The sequence below is a fragment of the Burkholderia sp. 8Y genome (assembly GCF_902506145.1).
Classification (GTDB): Bacteria; Pseudomonadota; Gammaproteobacteria; order Burkholderiales; family Burkholderiaceae; genus Caballeronia.
The window spans coordinates 543,429-570,042 of the sequence record NZ_LR733519.1 but is presented as its reverse complement, the minus strand read 5'-3'; the positions used below and the strand labels follow the sequence as shown (position 1 = coordinate 570,042).

The 26,614-nt window shown below is 60.0% G+C and carries 22 protein-coding genes and 3 pseudogenes; 7 read left to right on the top strand and 18 right to left on the bottom strand.

Annotated elements, in window-relative coordinates; translation table 11 throughout:
* Positions 1 to 71 precede the first annotated feature (71 nt).
* Positions 72 to 1,265, bottom strand: coding sequence for a DNA polymerase IV (gene dinB / locus GV035_RS02535; RefSeq protein ID WP_159833080.1), 1,194 nt, complete (start codon positions 1,263 to 1,265; stop codon positions 72 to 74).
* A gap of 96 nt (positions 1,266 to 1,361) precedes the next feature.
* On the bottom strand, positions 1,362 to 1,727 hold the full coding sequence (locus tag GV035_RS02530; RefSeq protein ID WP_159833078.1) for a hypothetical protein: 366 nt from the start codon (positions 1,725 to 1,727) through the stop codon (positions 1,362 to 1,364).
* Between the two features lie 344 nt (positions 1,728 to 2,071).
* Between GV035_RS02530 and GV035_RS02525 the strand changes: the two genes are divergently transcribed.
* Both GV035_RS02525 and GV035_RS02520 read left to right on the top strand, forming a co-directional pair.
* On the top strand, positions 2,072 to 3,589 hold the full coding sequence (locus tag GV035_RS02525) for an MDR family MFS transporter (RefSeq protein ID WP_159833076.1): 1,518 nt from the start codon (positions 2,072 to 2,074) through the stop codon (positions 3,587 to 3,589).
* A 99-nt stretch (positions 3,590 to 3,688) separates the two neighbouring features.
* Positions 3,689 to 3,970 (top strand): annotated as a pseudogene (locus GV035_RS02520) (transposase); the annotation flags it as partial.
* Positions 3,971 to 4,787: 817 nt separating this feature from the next.
* On the opposite strand, the pseudogene GV035_RS29900 reads toward GV035_RS02520, so the two are convergent.
* The 16 genes and pseudogenes from GV035_RS29900 to GV035_RS02440 form a co-directional block, all read right to left on the bottom strand.
* Positions 4,788 to 4,943: pseudogene (locus GV035_RS29900) on the bottom strand (ISNCY family transposase); the annotation flags it as partial.
* 560 nt (positions 4,944 to 5,503) lie between these two features.
* Positions 5,504 to 5,872: a cupin domain-containing protein gene (locus tag GV035_RS02510; protein WP_159833072.1), complete on the bottom strand. Its 369-nt coding sequence runs from the start codon at positions 5,870 to 5,872 to the stop codon at positions 5,504 to 5,506.
* Between the two features lie 29 nt (positions 5,873 to 5,901).
* Positions 5,902 to 7,203 carry an NAD(P)/FAD-dependent oxidoreductase gene (locus tag GV035_RS02505; protein WP_159833070.1) on the bottom strand — a complete coding sequence of 434 codons (1,302 nt, stop codon included), beginning with the start codon at positions 7,201 to 7,203 and terminating at the stop codon, positions 5,902 to 5,904.
* A 96-nt stretch (positions 7,204 to 7,299) separates the two neighbouring features.
* Entirely contained in the window at positions 7,300 to 8,484 is a 1,185-nt protein-coding gene (locus GV035_RS02500) for a porin (protein ID WP_159834925.1), read from the bottom strand.
* Between the two features lie 125 nt (positions 8,485 to 8,609).
* Positions 8,610 to 10,058 carry an APC family permease gene (locus GV035_RS02495; protein ID WP_159833068.1) on the bottom strand — a complete coding sequence of 483 codons (1,449 nt, stop codon included), beginning with the start codon at positions 10,056 to 10,058 and terminating at the stop codon, positions 8,610 to 8,612.
* 184 nt (positions 10,059 to 10,242) lie between these two features.
* Positions 10,243 to 11,184, bottom strand: a complete 942-nt coding sequence (locus GV035_RS02490) for a helix-turn-helix domain-containing protein (protein ID WP_159833066.1) — start codon at positions 11,182 to 11,184, stop codon at positions 10,243 to 10,245.
* A gap of 89 nt (positions 11,185 to 11,273) precedes the next feature.
* Positions 11,274 to 12,773 (bottom strand): aldehyde dehydrogenase family protein, encoded by a 1,500-nt coding sequence (locus GV035_RS02485; protein WP_159833064.1) that lies wholly within the window; start codon positions 12,771 to 12,773, stop codon positions 11,274 to 11,276.
* 147 nt (positions 12,774 to 12,920) lie between these two features.
* Positions 12,921 to 13,349, bottom strand: a complete 429-nt coding sequence (locus GV035_RS02480; RefSeq protein ID WP_159833062.1) for a hypothetical protein — start codon at positions 13,347 to 13,349, stop codon at positions 12,921 to 12,923.
* Between the two features lie 250 nt (positions 13,350 to 13,599).
* On the bottom strand, positions 13,600 to 13,920 hold the full coding sequence (locus GV035_RS02475) for a DUF4148 domain-containing protein (RefSeq protein ID WP_159833060.1): 321 nt from the start codon (positions 13,918 to 13,920) through the stop codon (positions 13,600 to 13,602).
* 154 nt (positions 13,921 to 14,074) lie between these two features.
* Positions 14,075 to 15,259 (bottom strand): porin, encoded by a 1,185-nt coding sequence (locus GV035_RS02470; protein ID WP_159833058.1) that lies wholly within the window; start codon positions 15,257 to 15,259, stop codon positions 14,075 to 14,077.
* Positions 15,260 to 15,689: 430 nt separating this feature from the next.
* Positions 15,690 to 16,613 (bottom strand): annotated as a pseudogene (locus tag GV035_RS02465) (ABC transporter permease subunit); the annotation flags it as partial.
* 120 nt (positions 16,614 to 16,733) lie between these two features.
* On the bottom strand, positions 16,734 to 18,278 hold the full coding sequence (locus tag GV035_RS02460; protein WP_442859512.1) for a sugar ABC transporter ATP-binding protein: 1,545 nt from the start codon (positions 18,276 to 18,278) through the stop codon (positions 16,734 to 16,736).
* A 91-nt stretch (positions 18,279 to 18,369) separates the two neighbouring features.
* Positions 18,370 to 19,293: an ABC transporter substrate-binding protein gene (locus GV035_RS02455; protein ID WP_159833052.1), complete on the bottom strand. Its 924-nt coding sequence runs from the start codon at positions 19,291 to 19,293 to the stop codon at positions 18,370 to 18,372.
* Between the two features lie 202 nt (positions 19,294 to 19,495).
* Positions 19,496 to 20,659 carry a Gfo/Idh/MocA family protein gene (locus tag GV035_RS02450; protein ID WP_159833050.1) on the bottom strand — a complete coding sequence of 388 codons (1,164 nt, stop codon included), beginning with the start codon at positions 20,657 to 20,659 and terminating at the stop codon, positions 19,496 to 19,498.
* Positions 20,660 to 20,806: 147 nt separating this feature from the next.
* Positions 20,807 to 21,523 (bottom strand): SDR family NAD(P)-dependent oxidoreductase, encoded by a 717-nt coding sequence (locus GV035_RS02445; protein ID WP_159833048.1) that lies wholly within the window; start codon positions 21,521 to 21,523, stop codon positions 20,807 to 20,809.
* Positions 21,524 to 21,835: 312 nt separating this feature from the next.
* On the bottom strand, positions 21,836 to 22,756 hold the full coding sequence (locus GV035_RS02440; RefSeq protein WP_159833046.1) for a LysR family transcriptional regulator: 921 nt from the start codon (positions 22,754 to 22,756) through the stop codon (positions 21,836 to 21,838).
* 113 nt (positions 22,757 to 22,869) lie between these two features.
* Here GV035_RS02440 and GV035_RS02435 point away from each other — a divergent pair, with 113 nt between their 5' ends.
* The 5 genes from GV035_RS02435 (at position 22,870) to GV035_RS02415 (ending at position 26,598) form a co-directional block, all read left to right on the top strand.
* On the top strand, positions 22,870 to 23,754 hold the full coding sequence (locus GV035_RS02435) for an intradiol ring-cleavage dioxygenase (RefSeq protein WP_159833044.1): 885 nt from the start codon (positions 22,870 to 22,872) through the stop codon (positions 23,752 to 23,754).
* Positions 23,751 to 24,119 (top strand): Dabb family protein, encoded by a 369-nt coding sequence (locus GV035_RS02430; RefSeq protein ID WP_159833042.1) that lies wholly within the window; start codon positions 23,751 to 23,753, stop codon positions 24,117 to 24,119. Before GV035_RS02435 ends, GV035_RS02430 begins: the two co-directional genes overlap by 4 nt.
* 54 nt (positions 24,120 to 24,173) lie before the next feature.
* Positions 24,174 to 24,470, top strand: coding sequence for a YciI family protein (locus GV035_RS02425; protein ID WP_159833040.1), 297 nt, complete (start codon positions 24,174 to 24,176; stop codon positions 24,468 to 24,470).
* Positions 24,471 to 24,585: 115 nt separating this feature from the next.
* A complete protein-coding gene (locus GV035_RS02420; RefSeq protein ID WP_159833038.1) occupies positions 24,586 to 25,164 on the top strand; it encodes an NADPH-dependent FMN reductase in 579 nt (192 codons plus the stop codon).
* 81 nt (positions 25,165 to 25,245) lie between these two features.
* Positions 25,246 to 26,598: an amidohydrolase family protein gene (locus GV035_RS02415; protein ID WP_159833036.1), complete on the top strand. Its 1,353-nt coding sequence runs from the start codon at positions 25,246 to 25,248 to the stop codon at positions 26,596 to 26,598.
* Positions 26,599 to 26,614: the final 16 nt, after the last annotated feature.

The following is a 26,614-nucleotide window of genomic DNA, read 5'->3' as shown; positions in this document are numbered from 1 at the left end:
GCGCCGCACGCGCGGCAACGAACGATGCGCGATTTGGTTATCTGCCGCGACGCTAAGGCGTGAGCCGCTTATTACTCGACCGCATCGAAAGGCAGTTCCACCTGTACCGGCGTCACGAAACCGCCGGCTTCGTCAGCGGACTCGAGCGCGCTCACGCGCACGCCGAGCAGCCTGAGCCGCTTGTCGAGGACGATACGCTTGAGACACTCGGTGGCTGCACGACGGATCTCGGATGCATCGGCGGTGGCGACGGGAATCGTCAGGTCACGCGTGACGGTGCGAAAGTCGTCGAAACGCAGCTTGATGCCGACCGTGCGCCCCACGTAGCCTTTGCGTTGAAGATCGTCGGCGACGCGCTTGCAAAGACCCGTGAATTCCGCCGACAGCGTCGCTCGGTCGTGCCTGGGATGAAGATCGCGCTCGAACGTGGTCTCGCGGCTCATCGACTTGGGCGTGGAACTCACGACGACAGGCCGCTCGTCCTGCCCTTGCGCAATGCGCGCGAGCCACGCGGCATAAGTCGGACCAAAGTGCGTTTGCAAGAGCCCGAGGTCGGCGGCCGCGATGTCGCCCACCGTCACGATGCCGAGTGCCGCGAGCTTGTCGTTCGCCTTGGGCCCGATGCCGTTCACCTTGCGCGCCGCCAGCGGCCAGATGCGCGTGGGCAGGTCGTCCATCGTGAGAATGGTGAGGCCGTCGGGCTTATCCAGTTCCGAGCCGATTTTCGCAAGCAGCTTGTTAGGCGCGATGCAAATAGAGCAGGTGAGTCCGGTTGCGTCACGCACCGCGTCTTTCATGCGCTGACCGATATCGGCGGAATTGCCGGGCAAGTCGCTGACGTCGATATAAATCTCGTCGATACCGCGATTTTCGATTTGCGCGGTGAATGTCGCGATGGCCGCTTTGAAGAGACGGGAATAATGCCGATAAGACTCGAAGTCCGTTGGCAAGAGAATGGCGTCGGGCGCGAGTTGCGCGGCCTTCATCATGCCCATGGCGGAAAAGACGCCGAACTTGCGCGCTTCGTAAGTGGATGTCGTCACGACGCCACGGCCCGCGTAATCGCGCAGCCGCTTGAAACGGCGCGTGCCGTCCGCAAGCGTCTCGGGCGCGGCATTGCGCCCGCCGCCGACAACCACGGGCTCGCCGCGCAACTCGGGGTAGCGCAGAAGCTCGACCGACGCGAAAAACGCATCCATGTCGAGATGCGCGATGCGGCGCGGCGCGTGGTGAGCGGCAAGCGATGAAGGTAGTGAAGCGTCCATCGACGGCGAAAGGCGGGCGCCAGGCGCACCGGGCCGAAGTCGAAAATGGGTTACTGTACATCCATACAGTGAGTTTCGCCACCGAGCCTTGAGCGGCTATTCCGCCGCGCGCTTTTCCGCTAATGCACGACGGCAATCGTCGAAGACCTGCCTGACGATGTCCGACTGATAATTCAGGTCTTCACTGTCGAGAATTTCTTCGACGGCATCGCGTGCCCAATCCGCCTCCAGCAGCGCGCAATGACGCGCGGCGAGATCACGCGCAATGGCAGCGAGCTTCGCGACCGTTAGCCAGTCCGCGAGCCGTTCATGCCTGTCGAGCCACTTGTGCGCTGCCTGCACATGGAAAGCCGCCGCCGGCCAATCACCATTCAGATAGAACGCGCCGAGGCTGCCGCATGTCAGCCAGCAAAGCAACTCGACGCGATCACGAGCACTGAGAATACGAGGCACATCGTTCATGGCGGCGCTCACGAAAGACGTTCGACGAGAGATACGGAAGCAGACGCGCTGCGTTGCGTATGAAATCCGTATGAAACAACGATAGCACGGGATGGTGCGCCGCGGCAGTGCATGTCGAAGAAGGCATCGTGTGCTGACGAACGCATTGAAGCCGCTTTCCTCACGCCTTCGCTTGCATGAGCGATATCGGGTGCAGAAGAGTCGACACATGCTCCAAACGCGTCAAGGAAGAATCCGCGAAAACGGCGACGCAAGCAGCGTTTCACGCGCCGGGATACCATGACGGGTCTTCCGCATGGCGACTGACGCTGCGGGTGGCATCCTTCTCATCACCCCGCAATCGCATGCCGCAGCTCAAGCAAACCGTCCGTCCCCTCGTCATCGCCGCCATCATGGCGTCCATGGCCATGGTGGCAATCGAAGCCACCATCGTTTCGACCGCCATGCCGCAAATCGCGACTCAGCTCGGCGGCCTGAATCTTTATAGCTGGGTGTTCTCGTCATTTCTGCTGACGCAAACCGCGCTCACCGTCGTATTCGGCAAGCTCGCGGATCTGTATGGCCGCAAGCCCGCGATATTGGCCGGCATTGCCATCTTCCTCTTCGGGTCGATACTCGCGGGGTTTGCGTGGTCGATGCCCGCCATGATCGTCTTTCGACTGGTGCAGGGCGTCGGCGCGGGAGCGATCCTGCCGGTTGCGCTGACGGTGGTCGGAGATCTTTATCCGGCGCGCGAACGAGGCAAGGTGCAGGGCTACCTTGCAAGCGTATGGGCCGTGTCCGCCGTACTCGGGCCGATGGTCGGCGGCCTGCTCATCCGCCATCTTTCGTGGGCATGGATCTTCTGGATCAACGTACCGATCGGCGTGCTCGCCGCGATACTCTTCGTGCTCTTCCTACACGAGGAGAAGCGTCACGAACGCCCGGCGATCGACCTTGCCGGTGCGCTCCTTTTCACGGCGGCCGTCGCTTCGCTGATGATGGCGCTGACCGATGCAGGCAGCGCAAATAGCACGCGCGCCGGCGTCGAAATTGCGATATGCATCGTGGCGGGCGTGCTCTTCGTCATGCAGGAAAAGCGCGCCGCCGATCCGATGATTTCGTTCGGCTTGTGGGCGCATCGCCCGATCGCGGCCGGCAACGCGGCGACGCTGCTCGCGGGCATGGCGTTGATGGGACTCACCACGTTCCTGCCGATGTATGTGCAAGGCGTCATGCATCGCTCGCCGGTCGAAGCGGGACTCACACTCACGATGATGATGCTCGGATGGCCCAGCGGCGCCACGTTCACATCGCGCACGTTTAGCCGCATCGGACTGCGCCGCTTGTTGATCGGCGGGACCGTGTTCATTCCGCTCGGCGCGATTCCCTTCGTGTTGCTGACGCCGCAAGCCAGTCCCGTATGGGCCGGCGTCGGATCGGCTGTCATGGGCTTCGGCATGGGCATCCTGAGCGTGTCGTGCCTTATCCTCATACAGGAAATCGTCAAGGTGTCGGAGCGCGGCAGCGCCACGGCGTCCAATCTCTTCGCACGCAATCTCGGCAACACGCTCGGCGCTGCGGTGTTCGGCGCGGTGCAGAACTATGGCCTGACGCATGCGAGCGGCGGCCTGCCCGCTGTCAGCGCGGATCAATTGAAGCGCCTGTTATCGGCGGTGCCCGGTCACTTCGAGAGCAACGCGGAGATTCGTCTGGCGTTGCACCATGCCCTGCATCTGACGTTCACGTCGATGTTCGTGATCGCGCTGGGCGCGGTGATTTCGATGCTGTTCATGCCTGCTGTCGAGATCGGGCGGGTGCGTCAGACCGTGGAGACGGTCGGTGCGAACGAAGCTTCGAAGCATATCGGCATCGACGCTTGAATCTGCGCAAGCGTCGATGCATGGCGCGCTCAGTCTTAGTCCTGCGCCTGAATGAGCGGGCTATCCTGCTTGTCCCTGGATACGCTCGCGTCCCCGCTGTGGCAGCGCCAATGGGAACAGGTGATTCCCTTTTTCGCCTATCCGCCCGAGGTGCGTCGAATCGTCTACACAACCAATGCGATCGAGAGCATGCACATGCAGCTGCGCAAGATTGTCAAGAACCGCGGCCACTTCCCGAGCGACGAGGCGGCCAGCAAACTGCTGTATCTGGCCTTGCGCAACATCGAGAAGGACTGGAAGATGCCACCTATCACCTGGCGACAAGCCGTTGCTCAATTCGCTATTCTGTTTGGCGAGCGATTCACCAGCGCCATCAGCTGAGATTTCTTAACCGGCCTCGGCACACAAGATTTCGGACAGGTCCATTTCAAGTGATGCTGAGCGGGACGAGCGTGGACTGCGCGTGCAACATGCCCATCGCTGCTCGCGTGGTCCAGAACGCAAAGAGTCCCGTTCGTGAAAACCAACGGGACTCCGAATGCTGCTACGCGGCTTTTCGCGCGTTGGGCCCTGCGGTCAGGGCAGAGCGGACGTAGGCCGGAGCCTTCGGCCGCGGGATGCCTCGGCCTATTGCCCTCCCGAGTAGATGTTGCAGAACGGCTGCGGCGAGCAATTCGTCGGCAGCGTCGACGACCTTCCGCTCGCGACGCCAGTGGAAACCGCGCCACCGTATGCGGTATCTCCAGGCGACGTCTGTCCACTTTGTTGAGCTTGCGGGGGCATGGACTGCAACGTGTCCGAGGACTGTTGAGCTTGCGCCAAGCCTGCGAGCGACAGCGCCGCTGATGCTACTGCCGCTGTCATGATAGAGAGCTTCATGGCTAACTCCTTGCACTTGCATTGCACAGCGCGACGTCCGCTGTGGTTCAACGATATGCCTATCAGCCTAGAAATTCATGTGATTTTCAGCGGTCACGCGGAGTTTGACGATGAGGCGCGGGCGATTTTACCGAAGGTTGCGCAGCGCGACGTTCGCGCGGACACCGGTCGCCTGGCGCTAACAGCGCCAAACACACACGGTAACGCACTCCTTGCGTACCCGGAAGCGTCGACTATGACTGAGCTCGACGCTTCCACGAGATTCCGGCAGGCATACTCGGATTCCGTAAGCACTAGCGGCACAAAGGCGCGACGCTCGCCGACGGCTCGCCACCAGCCGCTCGATCTGGGGTACCGTCAGACCCAAGCGCTCAGCGGCGCGTCCGGGCTTCAAACCCGTCTCGACAATCGCTTCGATAACCTTCAGTCTGTCCCATTCGCGCATGGTCAAGCTCACAGGTGGGTTCGGTGACATGGCTGAGCTCCCGCTGGATGACCAACTGCCAGCTTGCCACCGGTTGAAACCCGACATCTGTAAATAGCCAGAACACGACATTAGGATATAGCCGCTACATACATAGAATGCGCTAATTAGCTTTATGTCAAGTAGGGATCACGACGCTGCCTTCGCACCCGTCAGTAAGCCTCGTCGCTTACAGGTCTTTTGAATGCACTCTCGCTTGCATTAATCGGCCTCCACGGTGAACGGCTGAATCACATAGGGCTGACTCTTCCTGCTAATAAGGAAGCCAACCCTGATGCAACGCCGCTTCATCGATTTCTGGTCACTTCATGCACTAGTGTACGTCCGGTCGTTCGCGAGAACGCCCATGCTCGTTGGCTGGCTTGGCAGCGTGATTAGTGCGACTGTGGCGATCCTGACGCTATGTATGCTCGCGATGAGCCGCGAGCAGGAGATTGACCGTGCCATTGCCGCGTCCGGCAACGTCGCCGTCGCGCTAACTCGAGAAGTCACTAGCAATGTGGAACGCTACAACCTCGACCTAATTACGCCCTCTCTGCTCGGTACCGCTGTCAAGCAAACGCGAGATAGTGCTTAACGACCTGCTCGCCCGCCACGTCCCACACGGTCGCCGTCCCTTTCGACACGAACCACGTATCGCCCGCTTTGAACGTGCGCGATTCGCCTGTCGATTCATCGGTGATCGTCACCTCGCCGGTCACGATCGTCGCCTGCTCGCTGAAGGGATAAACAAGCCTGAACTTGCCCTTAGGCGTGCCGAAGTAGCCAGCCGAAACAGCGTCGGTAGGCGCGCCGTGCGTCATCTTGCCGAAGGCCTGCACGTCGCCGCCCTCGAGAATCTCTCCTCCGATGCCTGTCAAACTGCCCCACGAATCGAGTTGAGAAAGCGTCGTGCCGAATTGAATTGCAGTAAGGCTCATGAGTAATGCTCCCAATAAGAGTCAGAGAATTAGCGGCGTCCATGCCAATAGCCGGACGTTTGATGCATGACCTTGCCGAGCGTGACGAGCACGTTGCGATACTTGTCCTTGCCCTGAATGGTCGCGCGAGGAATAGAGCTGACCAACTGATAGCGTTCCGAGCCTCCGAGGACGCCCTCCGCGAGAATCTTGCAGATGATCTGACTCGGCGTCACGCCGAAGCCCGAATACCCTTGCACAAAGAACGCATTCGGACGATCCGGCAACGTGCCGATCTGCGGGAACAGATTGAGCGTGGAGGCCATCGGGCCCCCCCACGCCAGATCGATTTTCACGTCGCTCATATACGGGAACACTTCGACCATCAGGCGACGGTTCCACTCCTTGAGGTCGCTCGGAATATGCTCGATAAGCGACGTGGACGATCCGAACAGCAGACGGTTTTCGTTCGTCACCCGGTAGTAGTTGATGACGGGCCGAATGTCGCTATACGCGCCGTGAATCGGACTAATGCGTCGAATGACTTCGTCGCTTAGCGGCTCGGTCATCGAGTTGAACGCATACACGTTGATGGTGCTGCGATGCAGTTCCGGTTCGATGCCGTTATTGAAACCGTCGCAGGCCCATACGAGTTTCTTCGCCGTCACACTGCCCTTCGCTGTGCGAACGCGGATGCGATCGCCATACGCAATATCCAGTGCAGGACTGTACTCGAAGATACGTACGCCATAACGTTCGCTAACGGCCTTCGCCTCGCCGAGCAACAGGTTCAGCGAATGCACGTGCCCGCCGCCCATATGCAGCAGACCGGCGTGATACACCTCGCTGCCGACGAGCTGCTGCACATCGCGTCCTTCGACGTAGCGGATCTCATAGGGCGAACCTAGCGACTTGAAGTCTTTCTCCCAGCTTCGCAGGGTCTTCGCCTGACGCGCGTTGTAGGCCATATAGCCGTAGCCGCTGCAGAAGTCCGCATCGATGTCGTACTTCTCGATGCGCTCGCGCATGATCTGCGGCCCGAGGTCGCTCAGCGCGAAGATCGCGCGCAAGCCTTCTTCGCCCACATCCTTCTTGATGGCGTCCAGGTCGTGACCGATTCCTGCCATCACCTGACCGCCGTTGCGCCCGGTGCCGCCGTAGCCGAGATAGCGCGCTTCGAGCACGACGACATCCGTGACGCCGTTCTCCGCGAGTTCGAGCGCGGTGTGAATGCCAGAAAAGCCGCCTCCGATAATCACCACATCCGCATTCACATGCTCTTCCAGAGAAGGAAAGCTGAGGTCGTACTTTTTCGTGGCGGTGTAGTACGTAGCCGTTTCGTCCGCGTGCATCGTCGTTCCTTGATTCGTTTGGCAATCGCGAACGATTGCCGAGTCTTGATTGTCCGTGCGCTTGTCGAGTCGTCGTGAGCACGGATCGGCAAAGCATCAGAAGTTCACTCTGATGCCCGCCAATACGGCCAGTTGCCGATTCGAATTGCTGTTCACGAGGTTGGGTATTTGAGCGTAGTTCGCGCTGCCGCCGCTCGCCGGATCGATGCCGAGCCCGGCGCCGCCCGCTTCCTGCGCGATGGCCAGCGCATAGAGCGCAGTGCGTTTCGACAACAGATAGTTGGCGCCCAGATTCATCTGATGAAAATGCGTCGACGCGCTGCCGCTCGGTTTCACGTTGTTATAGATGTAGGCCAGGCCGAGGTTCCAGAAAGGCGTCAGCGCATACGTCACGTTGAGTTCGGCGATATCGAACGACACGTCGCGTCCGCCGGGCGATGCTGCATCGGCGAAATACTGGCTGCCTTCCAGTCTCGTATGCGTGTAGACGGTGGCGATGGTTGCATCGCCTAACGCGATTGATCCGCCTGCGCCATACGTCTTGATCGTCCGTGCGTTCTGAAGCTGACAGTAGTTCGCGGACGGATTGGAACAAGCGAAGTCGCCGATGTAGCCCGTCGATCCACCGAGCGCGGCATTGAGCGGATCGTTGAGCGTCATGTAGCCCGCGCTGATCGATACCGGACCACGGGCGTAAGCCGCGCCCATTGCATAGCCGCGCCGCGTGGAGAAATTGCCCGCCTGACCGCCCAGACTGAAAGTTCCGCCAAACGTGAAGCCACTGAAGTCCGCGCTCGTGAACTTGATCGCGTTGTTCATGTTGAAGGCTTCGTTCAGGTTGTCGACGTCGCCGAAGTGCGCGCCGAACATCGTCGCCCAGCTATTGCTGGATGCGTACACGCCCAGGAAGTCCGAGTACGAATCGTATTGGCGTCCAAAGCCGAGGGTACCGACGCGATCGTCGCGCATGCCGACCCACGCCTGACGGCTGAAGAGCGCGCCGCTTTGCAGCATGGTCCCCGTGCCCGTCAGGAACTGATTCTCAAGATAGAAGACCGCCTTGAGCGAACCGCCCAGGTCTTCGGTTCCAATCAAGCCCCAGCGCGAGGGCACGAGGTTGCCGCCGCTCATCTGGACGGCGTGGCCGCTCGTCACGGTGCCGCCCGCTTGCGTGACCTGCTGATTCGTCGTATAGACGACGCCTGCATCGACGGTGCCGTAGAGCGTCACGCTGCTTTGCGCCCGGGCGTCGGTTGCGTGAATCAAGCCCGCGCCGATCATCGCCGCCGTCAAACAGGTGCACTGAAAGTACCGGTTCTTTCTCATGATGTGTTTTCTATGGACATGCGTTGCCCGACCGCGTGCCAACATGCGGGTCAAGCAGAGGGTTGTGGTTGAGCGGAGAGTTAGATGCGGGAACTGCCAAGCCGCTCGTACGAAGCGCGGTCGCGGCGCTTGAGGCTCCGGGCAGCGAGAATGCCGGCGACGGCGAAGATCGGCAGCAGCGCGGTCAACGCATAGGAGAGCGTCGCGCCCGCGCCCGTCAGCAGCGGGAAGTTCACAATGGCCAATACCAGCACGACGGCAAGCGCGAGGCCCGATATCACCGGAAACACCGCCACGCGCAGCACGCTTTCATCGCGTGAAGGCAGGCGCTTGAAGAACACGAACACCGCTGCGGACGAAAGCGCCATCAACGCGATGATGCAAAGCGTCGCGACATTGGTGAGCCATGAAAAGAGCGTGAGCACCGGGTCCGCGCGCAGCACGATGAACGCGACCACCACAACCAGCGCCACCGCCGACTGCGCGATCGACCCGATATGCGGACTGCCGTGACGGACATGCGTGCGGCCCAGCGCCTTCGGCAGCAGACCTTCTCGGCCACTTGCGAAGAAATAACGCGACGCGGAGTTATGGAACGCGAGCAGCCCGGCATAGACGCTCGTGATGAACAGCACGCTCATGGCCGTGGTCAGCGCATGGTTCGCGTAGTGATCGGACAGCGAGTAGAGAAAGGTCGTCGGATCGGCGAGTGCGGTCAGCGTCTTGACGATATCGTTCGCGCCCGCGCCGACGATCATGCACCACACGGAGAAGCAGTAGAACGCGCCGATCAGCAGCACGGAGATATACGTTGCAAGCGGCACGGTGCGCTGCGGATCCTTGGCTTCTTCGCTGTAGATCGTGGTGGCTTCGAAGCCGATAAACGTCGCGAAGCAAAAGAGAAAGCCGATTGCCGGCGTCCCGCTCGTGAAGACGCGCGGCGAGAAAGAAGTCAGGTCGATACCGTGCGCCCCGCCACTGCGCAGGATCGCGATGTCGAGCAGCAGCACGACGACATACTCACCCATGACGAGCAGCGAAAGCACCTTGGCCGACAGGTCGATTTGACGGTAACCGAGCACCGCGATGCTGACGAGCGCGATGAGCGAATACACCCACCACGGCGCATCGATGCCGAAGTGCGTCGACATGAAGCCGGCCGACACCGCGCCGAACATGCCGTAAAGCCCGATCTGCATCGTGTTGTAGCCGAGCAGCGCGATCCATGCCGCCGCCCCGCCCGCCGTCCCGCCTAGTCCGCGCGCGGTGAACGCGTAGAACCCGCCCGCGTTCGTCACGTGGCGCGCCATGGCCGTGTAGCACGCCGCGAATAGCAAGAGAATCGCGACGGTCGCGACGAGCAGCGAGGGCGTGCCAGCGCCATTGCCAAGCATGATGCCGAGCGGATAGCCGCCCGCGATCGCGACGAGCGGTCCCGCCGCCGAGATGACGAAGAAAACGATAAAGCCCAGTCCTAGCGCGCCCTTGCGCAGTTCGGTCGAGGGCGTGGGTTCCATGGCGACGCTCATTGGTTCTCTCCAGATGTTGCGGCATTGGCCGGACCGCGGATCGCGGCCTCGTGTTACTGGAGAATTTAGAAAGCCAAAATAGCGGACCGGCAGCACAAATTGGCAACGCGCAGACGCGCTAGGGTATGTGCCTATGCGATGCCGTCATTGCGCATCGAATCAAAAGGAAACTGAAAGCGATCGCTCAGAAAAGCCGCCGCGTTTGGGATGGAAGTTCGCCGAACAACTCGCGATACTCACGCGCGAAGTAGCTCAGATGCGAGAAGCCATGGCGCGCCGCTGCGTCGCCGATGAGCAGTTCGTCCGCGCTCGTGGAACGCAAGAGGCGTCGCACTGCATTGAGCCGGAGCGCGCGCAAGTATTCGACGGGCGTGACGTTCGCGACACGCTGGAAGCTCGTTTGCAACGTGCGCCGGCTGCATCGCAGCGTGCGGCATAAATCGAGCACGGTAACGGGTTCGAGCGCGGTCTCGCTGGCAATGCGTTCGCATCGCCTGACGATATCGCTGTAGGTGGCATGCGTGAGGTCTTTGTCCGCTGCACCGGTCGCGCTTTCGAGCAGGCCGAGCAGCACGCTCAACACCTCGTCCTGGAATCGCTTGATGGGTGCGGGCTCGCGCAACGCGGCCGGACTAGATTCGGCGGCATCGAGCAAAGGAACGAGACGCTGCTGAAGAACGAGCGCGGCTTCGGTCGAAAGCGGCAGCACGTTGCGCTTCCACTGCCGCACGCCCTCTTCCCCGACGGTGGCGGCGACGAGTTCGCGCATTGCATCGACGGGCAGGCTCACGCCGACGTACTGCATGGCCTCGGGAGTATGGAAGCGGAATTCTTCGCCGGGGCTCAGGAGCATGAGCGCGTAGTCGTCGATCTTGTGTCCCTGGAACGTGGCCGCAAGCGGTGCGGACAACGGGACGGCGATCGACGCAAAGCCGGCCGGCGAAACGCCTGCCTGCACGATGCGCCGGTTGGTCGATTCGCGAAAGATTTGAAACTCGGCCGACTTCGCCTGCACGAGCCTGCTCTCGAAACGTCCGGGCGTCATCTGCCGGTAGATTTGCTCCCAGCCGGCGACGGCAAGCGAATGGTCGTGCACATCGGCGAGCGAGCTGACCATGAAGTCCATCGACTCTCTCCTGATCTGGTGAATCTTAGAGCAAGATCGCAGTGTCGGGGGCTTGTGTCAGAAACATCGCTCGCGTGCGCAGTGCCTCACTAATGCGCGATGCACACGGACTTCGTTTCAGTGAAGCCCTCGACTGCATACTTGCCGAACTCTCGGCCGATGCCCGACTGCTTGTATCCGCCGAAGGGCATCGACGGATCGAGCGGCACATGGCAGTTGACCCAGACCGTGCCTGCTTCCATTTGTGGAACGAGGTTCATCGCAGCGCGCAGGTCGTTGGTCCAGAGACTCGCGGCGAGGCCATAGGGCGAATCGTTCGCGAGGCGCAAGGCTTCCTTCGGGTCGTCGAACGGAACGAGTGCCAGCACCGGGCCGAAGACTTCGTCGCGGATGAGCGCGGCATCGAAAGGCACGTCTGCGATCACGGTCGGCTTCACGTAGTAGCCTTTCTCTTCGACGGGCGAGCCGCCCGCGAGAAATCGCAGACCATCGGCTTTGGCGCGGGCGATATGTTCCTCGACGCGCGCACGATGATGCGCCGACACGAGCGGATTGACCTGCGCGGCCGGATCGAGACCGGGGCCGAGCGTCATCGAGCGCGCGATATCGGCGAGTCCGTCGGCGATCTGCCGGTACTTGCTGCGATGAACATAGATGCGCGACACCGCCGCGCACACCTGCCCCTGATTCAGGAAGCCGCCCGCCAGCGCGCCCTGCACGGCCTGATCGGCATCGACATCGGCGAGCATCACGGCGGGATTCTTGCCGCCGAGTTCGAGCGAAAAGCGCGTCATGTTCTGCACGGCGGCCGCGCCGATCAGCTTGCCCGTTGGCGTCGAACCCGTGAACGATATCTTCGCGATGCCCGTATGCGATGCCAGCGCCGCGCCGCATTCCCGCCCGCCCGTCACGACGTTGAACACGCCCGCCGGAACGCCCGCTTCGACGGCGAGTTCGGCGAGACGCAATGCCGTGAGCGGCGTTTCCGGCGACGGCTTGATGACGATGGTGCAGCCCGCCGCGAGCGCGGGAATGAGCTTCCACACCGCGATCATCAATGGAAAGTTCCACGGCACGATGCCCGCCACGACGCCGACCGGTTCCTTGCGCGTGAAAGCGGTATAGCGCGCGCCGGGCGGAAACGGGATCGACACGTCGAGCGTCTCGCCGGTGATCTTGGTCGCCCAGCCGGCCATGTAGCGCACGTACTCGACGGTCGCGCCGACCTCGATCGCCCGCGCGATGTCGATCGACTTGCCCTGATTCAGCGTCTCCAGTTGCGCGAGTTCTTCTCCGTGCGCCTCGATGACATCGGCCAGACGCAGGAGGATCCGTTCGCGCTCCGCGGGACGCAAGCCGCTCCAGACACGCTGGTCGAAGGTCTCGCGCGCGTTCGTGACCGCGCGATCGACGTCGGCGGTATCGGCATCGGGCACGGTCGTCAGGACCTCGCCGGTCGAGGGATCGAAGACATCGAGCCGCCGCGCTGAATGCGCCGGGCGCGCGGCACCGTCGATAAAGAGACCGAGTTCACGGTCAAGAAAGGCGCGCACACGCACATCGATTTCGATCTTCGTTTCGCTGGTCATAGTCCGTACTCGCTTGTCTCGTGTTCAGCCGATGCGACATGCCCGGCTCGTCGTATCGACTTTATGGAGCGAGGTGTGGCAGCGTTAGCGCAAATTGGCAGCCGGCTCGAAGGCGCGGGTATACGTGGATGCTGCATGCTGCATGCGTCATGCAGCGAACACGCAGCGTTCGAACGCCTGGTTCCTGGCAAAAAGCCGCTCCGGCAACAGCGCCGCTTCGGCGGCGTTGATGAGCATGAGCAGCGCGAAGCGTTCGCCGCCCCCCTGCCCCACGATCGCGAAGTTGCGCGGATCGAAGCCGCGATGAAAGCGCGGATCGGCGGTGATGATGTCTTCATCGTCATGCAAGCCGATGCAGCGCGCTCCTTCGACGATGTTCCAGCTCTGCGGCAAGCGCAATAAGACGTCGGACACGTCTTCGGTGCGGGAGATCACGCGAGCCGTCGCGAGGCGTTCGGGCTGGAACCAGCCGCTTCGGGGCGCGCGCTCGACTGGCATGGCGGCGAGCGCGAACAGCAGCATTTCGCCACTGCTTGGGCCCAGTCTTGTCTCGTCGGCAGCAACAGCTTCGGTCATCGCCTGTCTCCTCGCACTGAGCCCGTGACGGCTCGATTGTGAGCAAGATTAGGCGATGCCCGCGTTCGGCCGATAGCACGAATCAGCAAGCGTCCGTGTCAGGGCGCCTTGGGATCGCTGGAGCGCACGCCCGCGAGCAATGCGATGCCGCTCATGGCGAGCGATCCCGCCAGTGTGCGCTCCCAATGCTGGCAAGATCGCTGTTGCCAACCCAGCGTCGTGTTGACTTCAGCGATGCCAGAATCAAGCCTCAAGGTGCTGAAGCAGGCACCGCTACGCCGGGGCCTTGGGGGTTGGCTTTCTTCTCTGCGTTCTGAACGTTCTGCGGGTATCGAAGTTGATCGCCAGACGGGTTGTAGCCGTTCTTCTCGAGTTTGTTCAACTCGGCATTTTTCTTTTCATGGCGCGCTTTCCGCTCCGCCTTCTTTGTTGCCTTCTGCGCTTGTTTGGACGTGCTCGAATCGTCCATCGTTGACGCTTGATCGCTGGCAGGCTGTGCCTGCGCGACCGAAAGCAGGAAGAGTGAGCAGGTCAAGCCCAATGAAAGCGCCTTGATTCGTCCAGAAGTCATTTGCGTCTCCAAGAAATTGATGATGATCGGGAATAGTCCGGTGCGCGCAACGCTTTCGCTCGCGCTTGTCGGCAAACGCCTGACCAGGCCCGGGCGTTGTTCGCAAAAGTTCCACGGCGGCGCTCACGGGTGCCGCCGCCGTTAATCCGCGACGTCAGAACTGCGTTGCGATGCCGGCGAAAGCACCGAACTGGCTGTGGCCATAATTCGGGTTCGTGCTGGCCGGATTGCCGTTTATCGGATCGTCGTTCGTGTTTGCCCCGTAGAGTCCACCGTTTAGACCGAGGTTGGATGTCGCACTGTTATGCAAATAGCCGAGTTCGGTATAAACGCGAGTGCGCTTCGAAAGCTGGTAAGCCCCGGAAAGCGTGTACAACGTCGCGTTCCCATTTCCGTTGTTCGCGTTGGCGTGATACACCGCGCCGGTCAGGAACGTCGCCGGTGTTACCGCCCAACGCGCGCCGGCCCACTCATGATCGACCTTCGTCGGCAAGGACACGCCTGCGGGCAACGCCGAAGCATTCGCCGTGCCGTAGAAGCCTGCGTTGGACGCATCTGGCGCGCTCAAGTGCTGATATCCCACGTAGACCGTCACCGGACCCCAGACGTAAGAGCCGCCCGTGAAGATGGAACGTGAAGCAAGATAAACGTTGCTGAACTTACCGTTGCCATCGCGGATTTCGTCGTAAATCGCTTGCACATCGAGGTTATGTGCGGCGTATTCGAGTTTGATGCCGTCATCCCGGCCCTGCGAACTTCCCAGTCCCGCCGTTGTTCCGAGTTGGCTAGGAGCACTGCCGGGGTTACCTGCGTTCCACGTCGTCGAGTTCGTCAGATTGTACTGACCTTGCACCGTGAATCCGCCAAAGCTCGGAGATAGATACTCGAATCCGTTGGCTGCCTGAGGGAACATGCGGCCTCTTACAAGCGTGCCGAACGAGTACTTCTGCGTCTGTTGAGGATCGAGAATGCCGGCGTACTGAAGCAGTTCACTCGCTCCGAAGTTGCCCATTCTGAATGACCCGTAAGTCGGGTTGCTCATTCCGACGGTCGCCTGCCCCTCGAAGAACGACCCGTTCGCGTACGTTCCGTTCTGCGTGTTGAGTCGAGACTCTAACTGGAAGGTCACGAAGGTGCCGCCGCCGATGTCCTCGAGTCCTTTCAAACCAAACCGCGATTCAGCCCAATTGCCTGACTCGGCCGCCCAGCGATGACCTTTCGGCAAGCCAGTCTCGAACTGCACACCGTTATCCACGAGGCCGTACAGCGTAACGCTGCTTTGTGCGCTCGCAGCAACGGCAAAACCCATTGCCACCGATCCCAGAATTATCCGCTTCATTGTTTTCTCCTATCTCCAAATCGTGATTCAAAACTTATTCGCGTTTCGTCATGCTAACGACCCGTAAATCTCAGGTTCGTGGGGCTTACTCATTCTGCATTGTCCTGGTCTGATGCAGTAACCACATCAATACGACGGCATGGGCGGATGGCGCTTCCCTGCACGTCTGAATTGATACGCCTCATAGGCGCGCAGACACCAACGCGCTAGGTTGAATTAGCGTCGCGTCGTAACGGTCTTCGCTAGAAACCAGACACTTCTCGGTCGGCCGTACGCGCCGCTCAATGAGCAGGATCGTCATGCGCGCTGGCTTGCTGCACTCATTAGTCGACGCTAGCTGTGCTTCCGCTAAGACTCGCGTCGACCGGAGCGGGATAAGACAAGAATGGAAACGCGAGCTACTGTTGCGCTCCACTACAGATATTGGTGATCAGGTGCGATTCTCACCACTGCGACGGAAACGATCGAGTGCCACGGCGGCGATAATCACGAGGCCCTTGATAATGAACTGCCAGATGTCGGAGACGCCAAGAATGACAAGGCCATTCGAGAGCACGGCGATAATCAACGCACCGACCAGAGTCCCCCAGATCGAGCCAACACCGCCCACAAAGCTCGTGCCGCCGAGAATAACTGCGGCAATCGCGTCCAGTTCATATCCCATGCCGATCTGAAGACCGTTCGCGGCATAAAGTCGGGCGGCAGACATCACACCACCGAGGCCGGAAAGCAAACCGGAAACGGCATAAACAAACAGCAGAATGAGGCTGACTTTGATGCCGGAAAGACGCGCGGCCGCCGGATTTCCACCCATTGCATAGATCCAGATGCCCAACACAGTACGGCGAAGGACGATCCACGAAATCACGATGACGGCGAGCGCGATGATCGCTAAAACCGGGACCCCGAGGACGCTCGCGTTGCCGATCCACGCAAATCCCAGATTGGGGTTCATCACCGTACCGTCGTTTCCAATCAAGCGTGCAAGGCCCCGCACTGCCGTAAGAGATCCAAGCGTGACGATGAACGGCGGAAGCCTGAGGTACGCGATGAGCAGGCCGTTTATCGCGCCGAGAACGATGCCCGTCACCAGCCCGACCGGAAGCGCGAAGGCACCGAACGAGGGGTCGAGTGAACAGATCATCGAGGTCATTGCCGCAGTCGCCAGCATTGAACCCACCGACAGGTCGATGCCACCTGTCAGAATGACAAACGTCATCCCTGCAGCCAGGACTGTGTTGATCGCGGCCTGCTGTGCGACGATCGAGATATTCTGGCCGGTGAAGAACGTTCCTTGAGTAGCGAAGTTGAATGCGACGGAAAGCAGGATCAGCACCGGCAGCATACCGATTGCACTAATCAGCCGACGGACATGCACCTTATGCGCCGACATTCCGACCGCGTCGTTTGTCTTTCCCTTTACGACAGGACTACGAAGCGTTGACTTGTCCATGATTGTCTCCAAATCTGTTTATCAAGCGGCATCGAGGGTTGCATCCGCTCCTGCCGCGAGAGCCATGATGTTTTCTTGCGTAATTGCGTCGTTGTTGGGCCCGCCGACTTCGCCGACGATCTGGCCTGCACGCATGACGAGTGTGCGATCGCAGACTCCAATGATTTCCGCGAGTTCGCTGGAAATCACGACCACACCGATTCCTTGACGCGCCAAGTCGTCGATGAGGCGGTAAATCTCGGATTTAGCGCCGATGTCAACACCTCGGGTGGGCTCGTCGAGAATCAGCACCTTTGGGCCAATCTGGAGCCAGCGCGACAGCAGCACCTTTTGCTGGTTTCCGCCGGAAAGGCTCCCAACGTTGACAATAGGGCTTGCCGCCCGCACACGTAGTTGCTCAAACGCGGAGCTCGCGCGCTTCTTGCCTTTCGACAAGTTGAGGAAGCCGCCCGGGCGTGCATCTGGGACAATGACGCCCAGATTGATGTTTTCGGCGCACGACATATCGAGGAAGAGGCCCAGTGCTTTGCGATCTTCCGTGAGATAAGCCAACCCGTGTTTGATGGCGTCGGACGGTTGGCGAATGTTCACTTCCTGACCGTTGATGAAGACCGTTCCGCTCGCCTTCTCGTCGGCCCCATAGATCAACCTGGCCAACTCAGTGCGTCCCGATCCGACGAGGCCCGCAATGCCCAGTACCTCGCCCTGGTGGACCTGGAAACTGCACGGTTTGATCTTGTCGCCATCGGAGATGTCCTTCGCTTCAAAGACGACAGGACCGCGGCTGCCGTGCGCGTCATGTTCCTTCATATAAAACGTCGACAGGTCCCGGCCAACCATCATCTTCACGATCGCCTGAGCAGAGAGCTCGGCGCGGTCAATGGTTCCCACATACCGACCGTCTCGCAGCACGGACACACGGTCGGACAGGTCATAGACCTCTTCCATTCGGTGACTGATGTAAATGATGGCGATACCTTCCGAGCGCAGTTGACGGATCAACGCGAATAGCCGCTCGCTTTCCCGGGACGATAACGCCGTGGTGGGCTCGTCGAGTACCAGAATCCTCGACTTTGCGTGCAGTGCCCGGCCGATTTCCACCAACTGCTGCTCCGCGATGGAAAGCGTCCCGACGAGGGTACGGGCAGTGAAAGGAACGTCGAGGCGTTCCAGTACCTCTCGACAGCCGGCGTACATTGCCTGCCGATTCGCCACGCCGCGAACGGAAAGCTCCCGCCCCAGATAGATGTTTTCGGCCACGGAGAGATTGGGTGCGAGGCTCAGCTCCTGGTAGATAATCGAAACACCGTATCTCTTCGCCTCTAGCGGATCGCCGATGGTTATCGGCTGGCCGTCGATGAGGATCTCGCTACCCGCGTCGGCCTCATAGGCACCCGATAGAATTTTCATCAGCGTCGACTTGCCTGCGCCGTTCTCTCCCATAAGGGCGAGCACTTCACCGCCCCACGCCCGCAGTTCGACGTTATCGAGCGCCTTGGTGCCGACGAACGTCTTGCTGACGTTGCGCATCTCGAGAAGCGGAATCCGATCATCTGTAGCCATCATGTCTCCCTATGTGCTGCTCGCGGGCGCGCACGCGGATGCGGTACGCGCCCCACTGCTGCATCATTTACGCTGCATTCATCGTGGCGCGAGTTCAACCACCCCAGCCTTTGTACGAACTAACGTTGTCACGCGTGACCAGTTTCGGGTCGAGCAGGATCACGGGGTTCGCAGGCTTCTTTCCCTTCGACAGCATGTCGTTGCCGATATCGAATGCGGTTTGCGCCATCGAATACGGGCTCTGCGCAACCGTGCCTTGAATCGCCGACGGCGACTTCAAAAGCGACGTCACTTCGGGCGACCCGTCGACGCTGACGATCAGGAAGTCCTTCCGATTGAACTGCTTTGCGGCCAAATCCGCCCCGATGGCTTCCTGGTCGCACACCGTGAAGACGCCGTCGACTTTCGGAAAGCGCGTCAACAGCGATTGCATGACCGTCAGACCGCCTTCACGCGTCGCCTTTGCGTTCTGATTGTCGGAGAGGATCTCGAACTTGCCCTTGCTCAAAACCGACTGACAACCCTTGACGCGATCCTGAATCGACGAAACAGACGGTCCGTTCAGGATGACGACCTTGCCTTTGCCACCGAGTTTGTCGGACATGTACTGGCATGCCATCTCGCCAGCTTTGAAGTTGTTGGTCTGCACGGTGGCCGCCGCGCCGTCCGCCGAAACGTCCACTGCGATGACGGGAATGCCGGCTGCGTCGGCCCGTTTAATAGCCGGAAGGATCGCCTTCGGATCATCAGCGGTCAGAATGATGAGATCCGTCTTCGCAGAAATGAAATTGTCGACCTGCGAGAATTGCTTGTTAAGGTCGTAGTCCGACGCGACGGTCATGACCTTGGCGTTCGGATTGTTCTGCTTTGCGCGATCCGTCACGCCCTTGGAGATGGCGTTCTGGAACGGATCACCGAGCGAATAAATTGCGACGCCGACGGAGTTGACTTCCTTGGCGGATACGGCGCTTGCCAACAGACCGCTTGCTGCAAGGCCAAGCACGATTTTCTTGAGCATTACTGTCTCCAATTATGATATGAAAACACTGTGAACCGGGGGCGTCGCACGAAAGCGCGCGTCGGATTCGAAAAGCTTGCGAACGAACTGCCTTTGGGCAGTCAGATTGCGTTGTTCGTGCCTTTCAATAAGGAACCCTAATGGGTTTCAATAGAGCTCGGATCGTGGACGCGATCCGAACTCAGCTTTATTCAAGAGCGATCTACCGAGTGAGGGTAGTCCAGGCGCCGTCGTGTTCCGCGGAACGCACTGCGGCGTCGATCAACGACATCGTGTCCACGCCATCCGCAATGCCCGGAATGCCGTCGAGGTACGACTGATACGGCAACTCAAGACGCTTCGCCATCAAGGCCTTTGCGAAATCGGAGTACAGATTCGCAAAAGCGAGGGCGTACCCTTCCGGGTGTCCGGCCGTGAAGCGCGTTGCAGCAGCTGCTTGCGGAGAGTTGCTTGCATAGCCCCGAGCCAGACGTTGGGCCGGCGCGCCCGGCGGTTTGAACCAGAGCACTTCCGGTTCTTCCTGAACCCAGGTGAGGCTGCCTTTTTCGCCAAAGATGCGGAAAGACAGGCCGTGATCGTTGCCGGTTGCAACGTAGCTTCCCCACAAGCGGCCGCGAGCGCCGCCCTCGAAGCGTGCCGTCAGATAGGCGTTGTCGTACACTTCCCGGCCTTCAGCGAACGTGTTCATCTCTGCGGACACTTGCTCGACGCGAAGCCCCGTGATGTACGAAACGATGTGGTGAGCGTGAGAGCCGACTTCGCCCAGGAGAACGCCCTTGCCCATCGCGGATTCGCGGAAGCGCCAATGGCGATCAGGGTTCGCTGGGTCAACCACGAATCCCGCGCACAGCTCGCCTTCAATGCACTGGATCTTGCCAAGGGCACCCGACGCGACGAGCGCGCGCGCTTCCCGGACCATCGGGTAGCCGGTGTAGCAATGCGTGAGGAGGAAAAGCCGGTCATGTTGCTTGACGAGATCATTGAGGCGTTGCGCCTCGGCGAGATCGCGCGTCAGCGGCTTCTCGCAGATGACGTCGATTCCTTTTTCCATGAAGACGTGCGCCACCTCGTAGTGCAACTGCGGGGGCGTGGCGATGACGACTGCGTCGATGCGGTCTTCGCGCGCTGCTTCACGTTCTGCCATGACCCGAAAATCGGTGTAGGCCCTGTCTTCGTCGATCAACTCGGCCCGCGCTGAGGCTTTCGCGATCTCGGGATCGATCGACATCGCGCCAGCGACAACGTCGTAAAGTCCGTCGGTTCGCATGGCAATGAGATGGGTGCGACCGATGACGGAATCTTTTCCGCCGCCGACAAGGCCCACTCGCACGCGTCGGCCGAATTGGGAAAGAAGGTCAGTAGACATGCGTTTCACCTGCTTTGCGCCTGCAGAACGAGCTGAGGCTGTTTGGAGTTTCACCAACCGCGTACAGAATGCACCGGCTGGCGTCGATAGAGGCACTGCGCTTTCTGAAGACTGGGCTGCGCGTTCAGCGCGACTGTTTGCGCGGGCTTACTGCGCCAGATATCCGCCGTCGATCACGAGTTCCGCACCTGTCATGAACGAAGATTCGTCGCTGGCCAGGAAGAGGCACACGTTCGCGACTTCCTCGGGCGTGCCCATGCGTCCCATCGGCGTCTTGGCGATGATCTCGCCGTTCAGATCGTCTGACTGACTCGTCACGAGCGGCGTTCTGATCAAGCCAGGGTGCACGGAATTGACCCGGACGTTCTCGGGCGCGTATGTCACGGCCGCGTTCTTGGTCATGTTGCGCACGCCGCCCTTGGCTGCTGCATATGCGGCTGCGCCGGCCGTCCCTACGATGCCCCACATCGACGAGAAGTTGATGATGGAACCCTTGCGCATGCCGCGCATCGAGGGCAGCACGGCCTGGATGCCGAGGAAGCTTCCCGTGAGGTTCACCGACAGCACTTTCTGCCAGCTATCCAGGTCAGTGCCATCCAGCGTTTCATAGCAGTAGACGATGCCCGCGTTATTGACGAGCACATCAATGCGCCCGTGTTTGGCGATGACCGATTCGACGACACGCGACCAGTCCGCCGGGGACGAGACATCAAGCTGTTCAATGTCGAATTCTTTCGAGTCGCTCGCCTTGATGTCAGCCGCGATAACCGTCGCGCCTTCGCGTGCGAACGTTTGGGCTACGGTCAATCCGATGCCTTGTGCGGCTCCGGTAATCAAAGCGACTTTTCCTTTGAGTCGATCCATTGCTATCTCCTATCTAGTATTTGCTCTCGCTGCTTTACTTCGCGGGTCGGGCGCCGATAACACGAATGCCGTCAACGTCTCAGCCTGAAGCCCGCGCTTACCGTTTGATCATCGGCGCTCAGCGTCTTCTCGATCACGTCATGGCTGTAGACTATTCGAACGCGCCCTAAAGAAATATGCGCCTCCGCGAAATCATATTTCCAGTAGGCGGAAATATGCTTTACGGGGCGACGCCGACCGGAAAAGTCCATAAGGAATTTCCCCGAAACGGGCCGCTGATATGGCAGTTTTTCGAGGGAGATAGCTCGCTTGCTATCGGACCGCGCGCCACTTGGCCGCGAGTTGTCGCCTCTCGGTCCATTCGATAAGGAATTCGGTGAATACCCTTATCTTCGCCGGCTGATAGCGGCGACTTTGATAAGCAAGATTGATGGTGAGGCGGGGTAACTGCCAGTCCTCGAGCACGGGCACGAGACGCCCAGCCACGATGTCATCGTGAATGATATAGAGCGGCTGAATCACGATCCCTAAGCCCGCCCGGCCCGCAGCGACGATCACCTGGCCTTCATTGGAATCCAGCACACTGGTAATGGCAACGTCAGACGTTTCCTCGCCACGCCGGAAATGAAGGAGGTAGGGATCGACAGCGAGGTTGTACACCAGCATGCGATGCTGGCATAAATCCTCTGGTTTAGCGGGGCGGCCGTGCTCGGTGAGATAAGCCGGGGACGCAGCAAGAATACGGGAGGTTTCCGCCAGCTTACGGACCGTGATTCCCGAATCGCCTTCGTGCTCCCGCGTGCGAATTGCAATGTCGATCCCGGCTTCAATGAAATCAGGGTAGCGGTTCGCCGCGATGACCTGCACGGAAATGCTCGGATACCGTCGATTGAATTCGGTGAGGAATGGCGCGATGTGCATGGTCGCGAATGAGACGGAACTGGTCACTCGCAAGACCCCGCTTGGCCGCAGCGTCGCATCGCTTGCCGCCGCCTCCGCCTCGGCCATCTCCGAGAGCACGGCAACGCAGCTGCGCCGGTACGCCTCACCCGCGTCCGTGAGCCATTGCCTGCGCGTGGTGCGCTCAATCAGGCGGGTGCCTAGCCGTTCCTCGAGCGCGCTCAAGGTACGGCTCGCTGCGGCGTTCGACATATCGAGTTGTTCCGCTGCCTTCGACAGGCTGCCGAGTTCAGCCGTCAGGACAAAAAGTTCGATCTGAGTCCAGCGGTCCATGCTCGCGATTTATCCACCTAGCGGAAATGTCATTTCACTATAGCGCATTTTTTTCCTTTAGCGGGCCTATTACTCTGTCGTCTAATGCATACGCGCACTAGGAGACAAGAGCGATGCGCAACATCAACGAAGACACCATTACGCAAGCGGTACTTGCGTCAATGGACGATCGCTGCAATCCACGACTTCGCACCATCTTTACCAGCCTGGTGCAGCATCTCCATAGTTTTGCCAGGGACGTCAAGCTCACCGAGGACGAATGGTTCAAGGCCATTCAGTTCTTGACGGAGTGCGGGCATATCACTGACGACAAGCGACAGGAGTTCATCCTGCTGTCCGACACGCTTGGCCTTTCGATGCTCGTGATGGCGCAGAACAACAAAAAGCCGGCCGAATGCACCGAGGCAACGGTGTTCGGTCCTTTCTATGTCGAAGGTGCGCCCGAGTATGAGAACGGCGCCGACATCGCCAACGGCGCGCGTGGCGAGCCCTGCTTCGTGAGCGGTCAGATCCGCGGCCTGGACGGCACGCCGCTGGCCGGCGCGCAGATCGACGTCTGGCAATCTGACGAGGACGGGTTCTACGACGTGCAGAAGTCGTCAGAAGACGCGGGCGCCTCGGAGCCTCAGGCGCGTGGACGACTGCGTAGCGATCGCGACGGGCGGTTTCATTTCCGCTCAATTCTCGCCGAAGCCTACCCGATTCCTCACGACGGACCCGTGGGACGCATGCTTGAGGCGCTCGGCCGTCATCCCTGGCGTCCCGCTCACCTGCATTTCTTGATCAAGGCGCCGGGATACGAGACGCTGATCACTCATGTATTCCGCGATGGCGATCAGTATCTCGATTCGGACGCGGTGTTTGGCGTGCGTTCGACGCTGATCACCCAATGGGTCAAACACGATAGCGGTGTCGCTCCTGACGGTTCGAAAATGGGAACACCGTTCTATTCGCTCGAGTACGACTTCGTATTGAATCCGGCCGAGGTGACTGCATGATCCGACATATCGTCATGTGGCGAGTCCGCGGCGAGACACCGGTCGAACGTCACGAAGCACGCCATCTCGTCAAACAGAGCTTCGAAGGGCTGCGTGGCGTGATCCCCGGCATGCTCAACCTGGAAGTAGGACTTGATTCGAGTGCGGTGGACTACGCCTGCGACGTCGTGTTAGTTACAGACTTCGACTCGCAAGCCGCGCTCGACGGGTATGCGACTCATCCCGAGCACCTGCGAGTGCGAGAGAGACTCGGCAACATCAGGACAGCGCGCTTCCAGGTTGACTACCAGGTTGACGCGCAAGCCGACTCCGAAACGCAAGACAGCGTTGCAGCAGGCCAAGGATTGCGCCAAGCGAGCGTTTGAGCGTGGTTCGTAACAACTTTCAGTGCCGTCTTCAGGCGGTAGGCAGGAGGCTGCATGCATTTCACCGTCTATTGCCTCGATCATCCGGGCATGGTTGAGCGTCGTCTACAGCACTACGACGATCACAAGGCTTATCTGAAGACAGCCCCGATCAAGACGCTCATTTCCGGCCCGTTGTTGGACTCCGACGGCGAAACGATGATCGGCAGCTTCTTTCTGTACGAAGCCGACGATAACGGTGTGCTTCTCCGTTTCGTCAACGAAGACCCGTTCAACAAAGCCGGGATCTGGAAAACCGTCGATGTTCAACAGTTCTTGAAGCGCGTCGATACCTTGAGCGCGCCCGCTTGATTAAATGTACGACGCCAGTGCTAGTCGCCCCGCCAACGGTGATGCAGCACGCTAAACGACTTTAGGTCTAGACGGTCTTTCGACCGCCGCACAAACAACTTTCAAAGGAAATTTCATGTCTGATCAAAACTCGCTGCGCCTCGTTACGCTCGTCGGCAGCCTGCGTCGTCTTTCGTTCCATGCGGCAATCGCAGACTCGCTGCAGGAACTCGCGCCTGAGAACGTGCGCGTGACGAAGCTGCCGTCCGTTGGACTGCTTCCCCACTATGACGCGGATGTACAGGCGGAAGGCTTCCCGCAGTCGGTGCTCGATCTCGGCAATGCGATCAGCGAAGCAGACGGCGTCATCATCGTGACGCCCGAGTACAACTATTCCGTTCCCGGTGTGCTCAAGAACGCGTTGGACTGGCTTTCGCGCCTTCCGACGCCGCCTTTCGTTGGCAAGCCCGTTGCGATTCAGTCCGCATCGCCCGGCATTTTCGGCGGCGCCCGCGCGCAATATCATCTGCGTCAAAGCATGGTGTTCCTCGATGCACAGGTACTCAACAAGCCCGAAGTGATGGTTGGCGGCGCTGCGAGCAAGGTCGATGTTGAAGGCAAAACGATCACCGACCCGCAAACCCGCGAGATCGTCTCCGCGCAGTTGAAGGCGTTCGCGCTTTTCGCCCAGCAGCGCAAACTACTGAACAAGTAATCTCGCTTCAACGTCGCGGGAACGTGAGACGCATGACCTTCGACGACCAGGCATTCCATACATAACAAGGGAGATGCGTTGATGAAGCTGCTGATCACAGGCGGTCAAGTCATTACCATGGATCCGGCCATCGGCAATGGCCGCTTCAACGTATTGATTGAGAACGACCGGATCGTCGAGGTGGGACCCAATGTTCAGGCACACGATGCACAACAGCTCGATGCGTCCGGCTGCATTGTCATCCCGGGCCTCATCAACGCGCACATGCACACGTGGCAGACCGCATTGCGCGGAGTGACGGCGGACTGGACATTGCCTACCTACTTCCGCAGCGTTCACGCGGGATTAGCGACATGTTTTCAACCGAATGATCTCTACATCGGTACGCTGGTGGGCGCACTGAACCAGTTGAACCTCGGGACTACGACGCTCGGCGACTGGTGTCACAACAATCCAGCGCCCGACTACACGGATCGCGCGATCGACGGACTTGTCGAGTCCGGTATTCGTGCAGTTTATTTCCACGGCTCTCCCAAGCCGGATCCCAAGCCCGGACAGAAGCACTTCAGCGAGATTCCCCATCCTCGTAGCGAGATCGAGCGATTACTGAAGGACAGATTCCCGAGCCGCGACGCCAAGGTCACGCTTGGGATGGCGATTCTCGGGCCGCATTACTCCACCTACGAAGTGTCCGAGCATGACTTCCTACTGGCTGCGGAGTTCGGCTTGATCGCCAGCATGCATTGTGCGGGACTGGAGCCGAAGACACCGGATGGGTGGGAACGTCTCGCCGAGCGCAACTTGCTAGGCAAGACGACCAACATCGTGCATGGGAACAACCTGACCGACACTCAGCTTCGGATGATGGTCGATCGCGGCGTGACATTCTCCGTGGCGCCCGAGACCGAAATGACGCAAGGGCACGGTCATCCAATTACTGGCCGTCTGCGTGACGCGGGCAGCGCGCCTTCCCTCGGCGTCGATCTAGAGTCGGCCATTGCCGGCGATATGTTCACAGTGGCGCGGGTCGCGCTGGCGTCGCAACGTGCGTTGGACAACGCGCAAGCCCGCGCCGATACCGGACAGTTGCCGGCTCGTTCCACGATATCGACATCGGATGCGCTCAGTTGGATCACGATCCGCGGTGCAGAGGCGTTGGGCCTTCAGGACCGCGTCGGCTCGCTGACGCCGGGGAAGCAAGCCGATGTCGTTCTGATTCGCGCAGACGGATTGAGTATGCGGCCCGTACATGATCCGGTGTCGGCCGTGCTGATGCAGGCCAGCGCAGCTAACGTCGATACGGTGTTGGTAGCAGGCGAGTTCAAGAAGCGAGACGGAAAGCTGCTCTATCGGAATCTGGAGCAACGGCTTGACGAACTGGATGCATCCGGCCGCCGTATCAGCGAGCGTTTTGCAGAGATCGCTCCTGCCTAACCGTTCTCTGTCGCGT

Coding starts and splice junctions, on each gene's coding strand:
- GV035_RS02505 (WP_159833070.1), bottom strand. CDS start 7,203: ATGCACGCGGACGAAACGGCTACGTACTACACCGCCACGAAAAAGTAC.
- GV035_RS02455 (WP_159833052.1), bottom strand. CDS start 19,293: ATGCTCAAGAAAATCGTGCTTGGCCTTGCAGCAAGCGGTCTGTTGGCA.
- GV035_RS02530 (WP_159833078.1), bottom strand. CDS start 1,727: ATGAACGATGTGCCTCGTATTCTCAGTGCTCGTGATCGCGTCGAGTTG.
- GV035_RS02430 (WP_159833042.1), top strand. CDS start 23,751: ATGATCCGACATATCGTCATGTGGCGAGTCCGCGGCGAGACACCGGTC.
- GV035_RS02450 (WP_159833050.1), bottom strand. CDS start 20,659: ATGTCTACTGACCTTCTTTCCCAATTCGGCCGACGCGTGCGAGTGGGC.
- GV035_RS02425 (WP_159833040.1), top strand. CDS start 24,174: ATGCATTTCACCGTCTATTGCCTCGATCATCCGGGCATGGTTGAGCGT.
- GV035_RS02460 (WP_442859512.1), bottom strand. CDS start 18,278: ATGATGGCTACAGATGATCGGATTCCGCTTCTCGAGATGCGCAACGTC.
- GV035_RS02495 (WP_159833068.1), bottom strand. CDS start 10,058: ATGAGCGTCGCCATGGAACCCACGCCCTCGACCGAACTGCGCAAGGGC.
- GV035_RS02470 (WP_159833058.1), bottom strand. CDS start 15,259: ATGAAGCGGATAATTCTGGGATCGGTGGCAATGGGTTTTGCCGTTGCT.
- GV035_RS02480 (WP_159833062.1), bottom strand. CDS start 13,349: ATGACCGAAGCTGTTGCTGCCGACGAGACAAGACTGGGCCCAAGCAGT.
- GV035_RS02435 (WP_159833044.1), top strand. CDS start 22,870: ATGCGCAACATCAACGAAGACACCATTACGCAAGCGGTACTTGCGTCA.
- GV035_RS02485 (WP_159833064.1), bottom strand. CDS start 12,773: ATGACCAGCGAAACGAAGATCGAAATCGATGTGCGTGTGCGCGCCTTT.
- GV035_RS02420 (WP_159833038.1), top strand. CDS start 24,586: ATGTCTGATCAAAACTCGCTGCGCCTCGTTACGCTCGTCGGCAGCCTG.
- GV035_RS02475 (WP_159833060.1), bottom strand. CDS start 13,920: ATGACTTCTGGACGAATCAAGGCGCTTTCATTGGGCTTGACCTGCTCA.
- GV035_RS02500 (WP_159834925.1), bottom strand. CDS start 8,484: ATGATCGGCGCGGGCTTGATTCACGCAACCGACGCCCGGGCGCAAAGC.
- GV035_RS02510 (WP_159833072.1), bottom strand. CDS start 5,872: ATGAGCCTTACTGCAATTCAATTCGGCACGACGCTTTCTCAACTCGAT.
- GV035_RS02415 (WP_159833036.1), top strand. CDS start 25,246: ATGAAGCTGCTGATCACAGGCGGTCAAGTCATTACCATGGATCCGGCC.
- GV035_RS02525 (WP_159833076.1), top strand. CDS start 2,072: ATGCCGCAGCTCAAGCAAACCGTCCGTCCCCTCGTCATCGCCGCCATC.
- GV035_RS02445 (WP_159833048.1), bottom strand. CDS start 21,523: ATGGATCGACTCAAAGGAAAAGTCGCTTTGATTACCGGAGCCGCACAA.
- GV035_RS02490 (WP_159833066.1), bottom strand. CDS start 11,184: ATGGACTTCATGGTCAGCTCGCTCGCCGATGTGCACGACCATTCGCTT.
- dinB (WP_159833080.1), bottom strand. CDS start 1,265: ATGGACGCTTCACTACCTTCATCGCTTGCCGCTCACCACGCGCCGCGC.
- GV035_RS02440 (WP_159833046.1), bottom strand. CDS start 22,756: ATGGACCGCTGGACTCAGATCGAACTTTTTGTCCTGACGGCTGAACTC.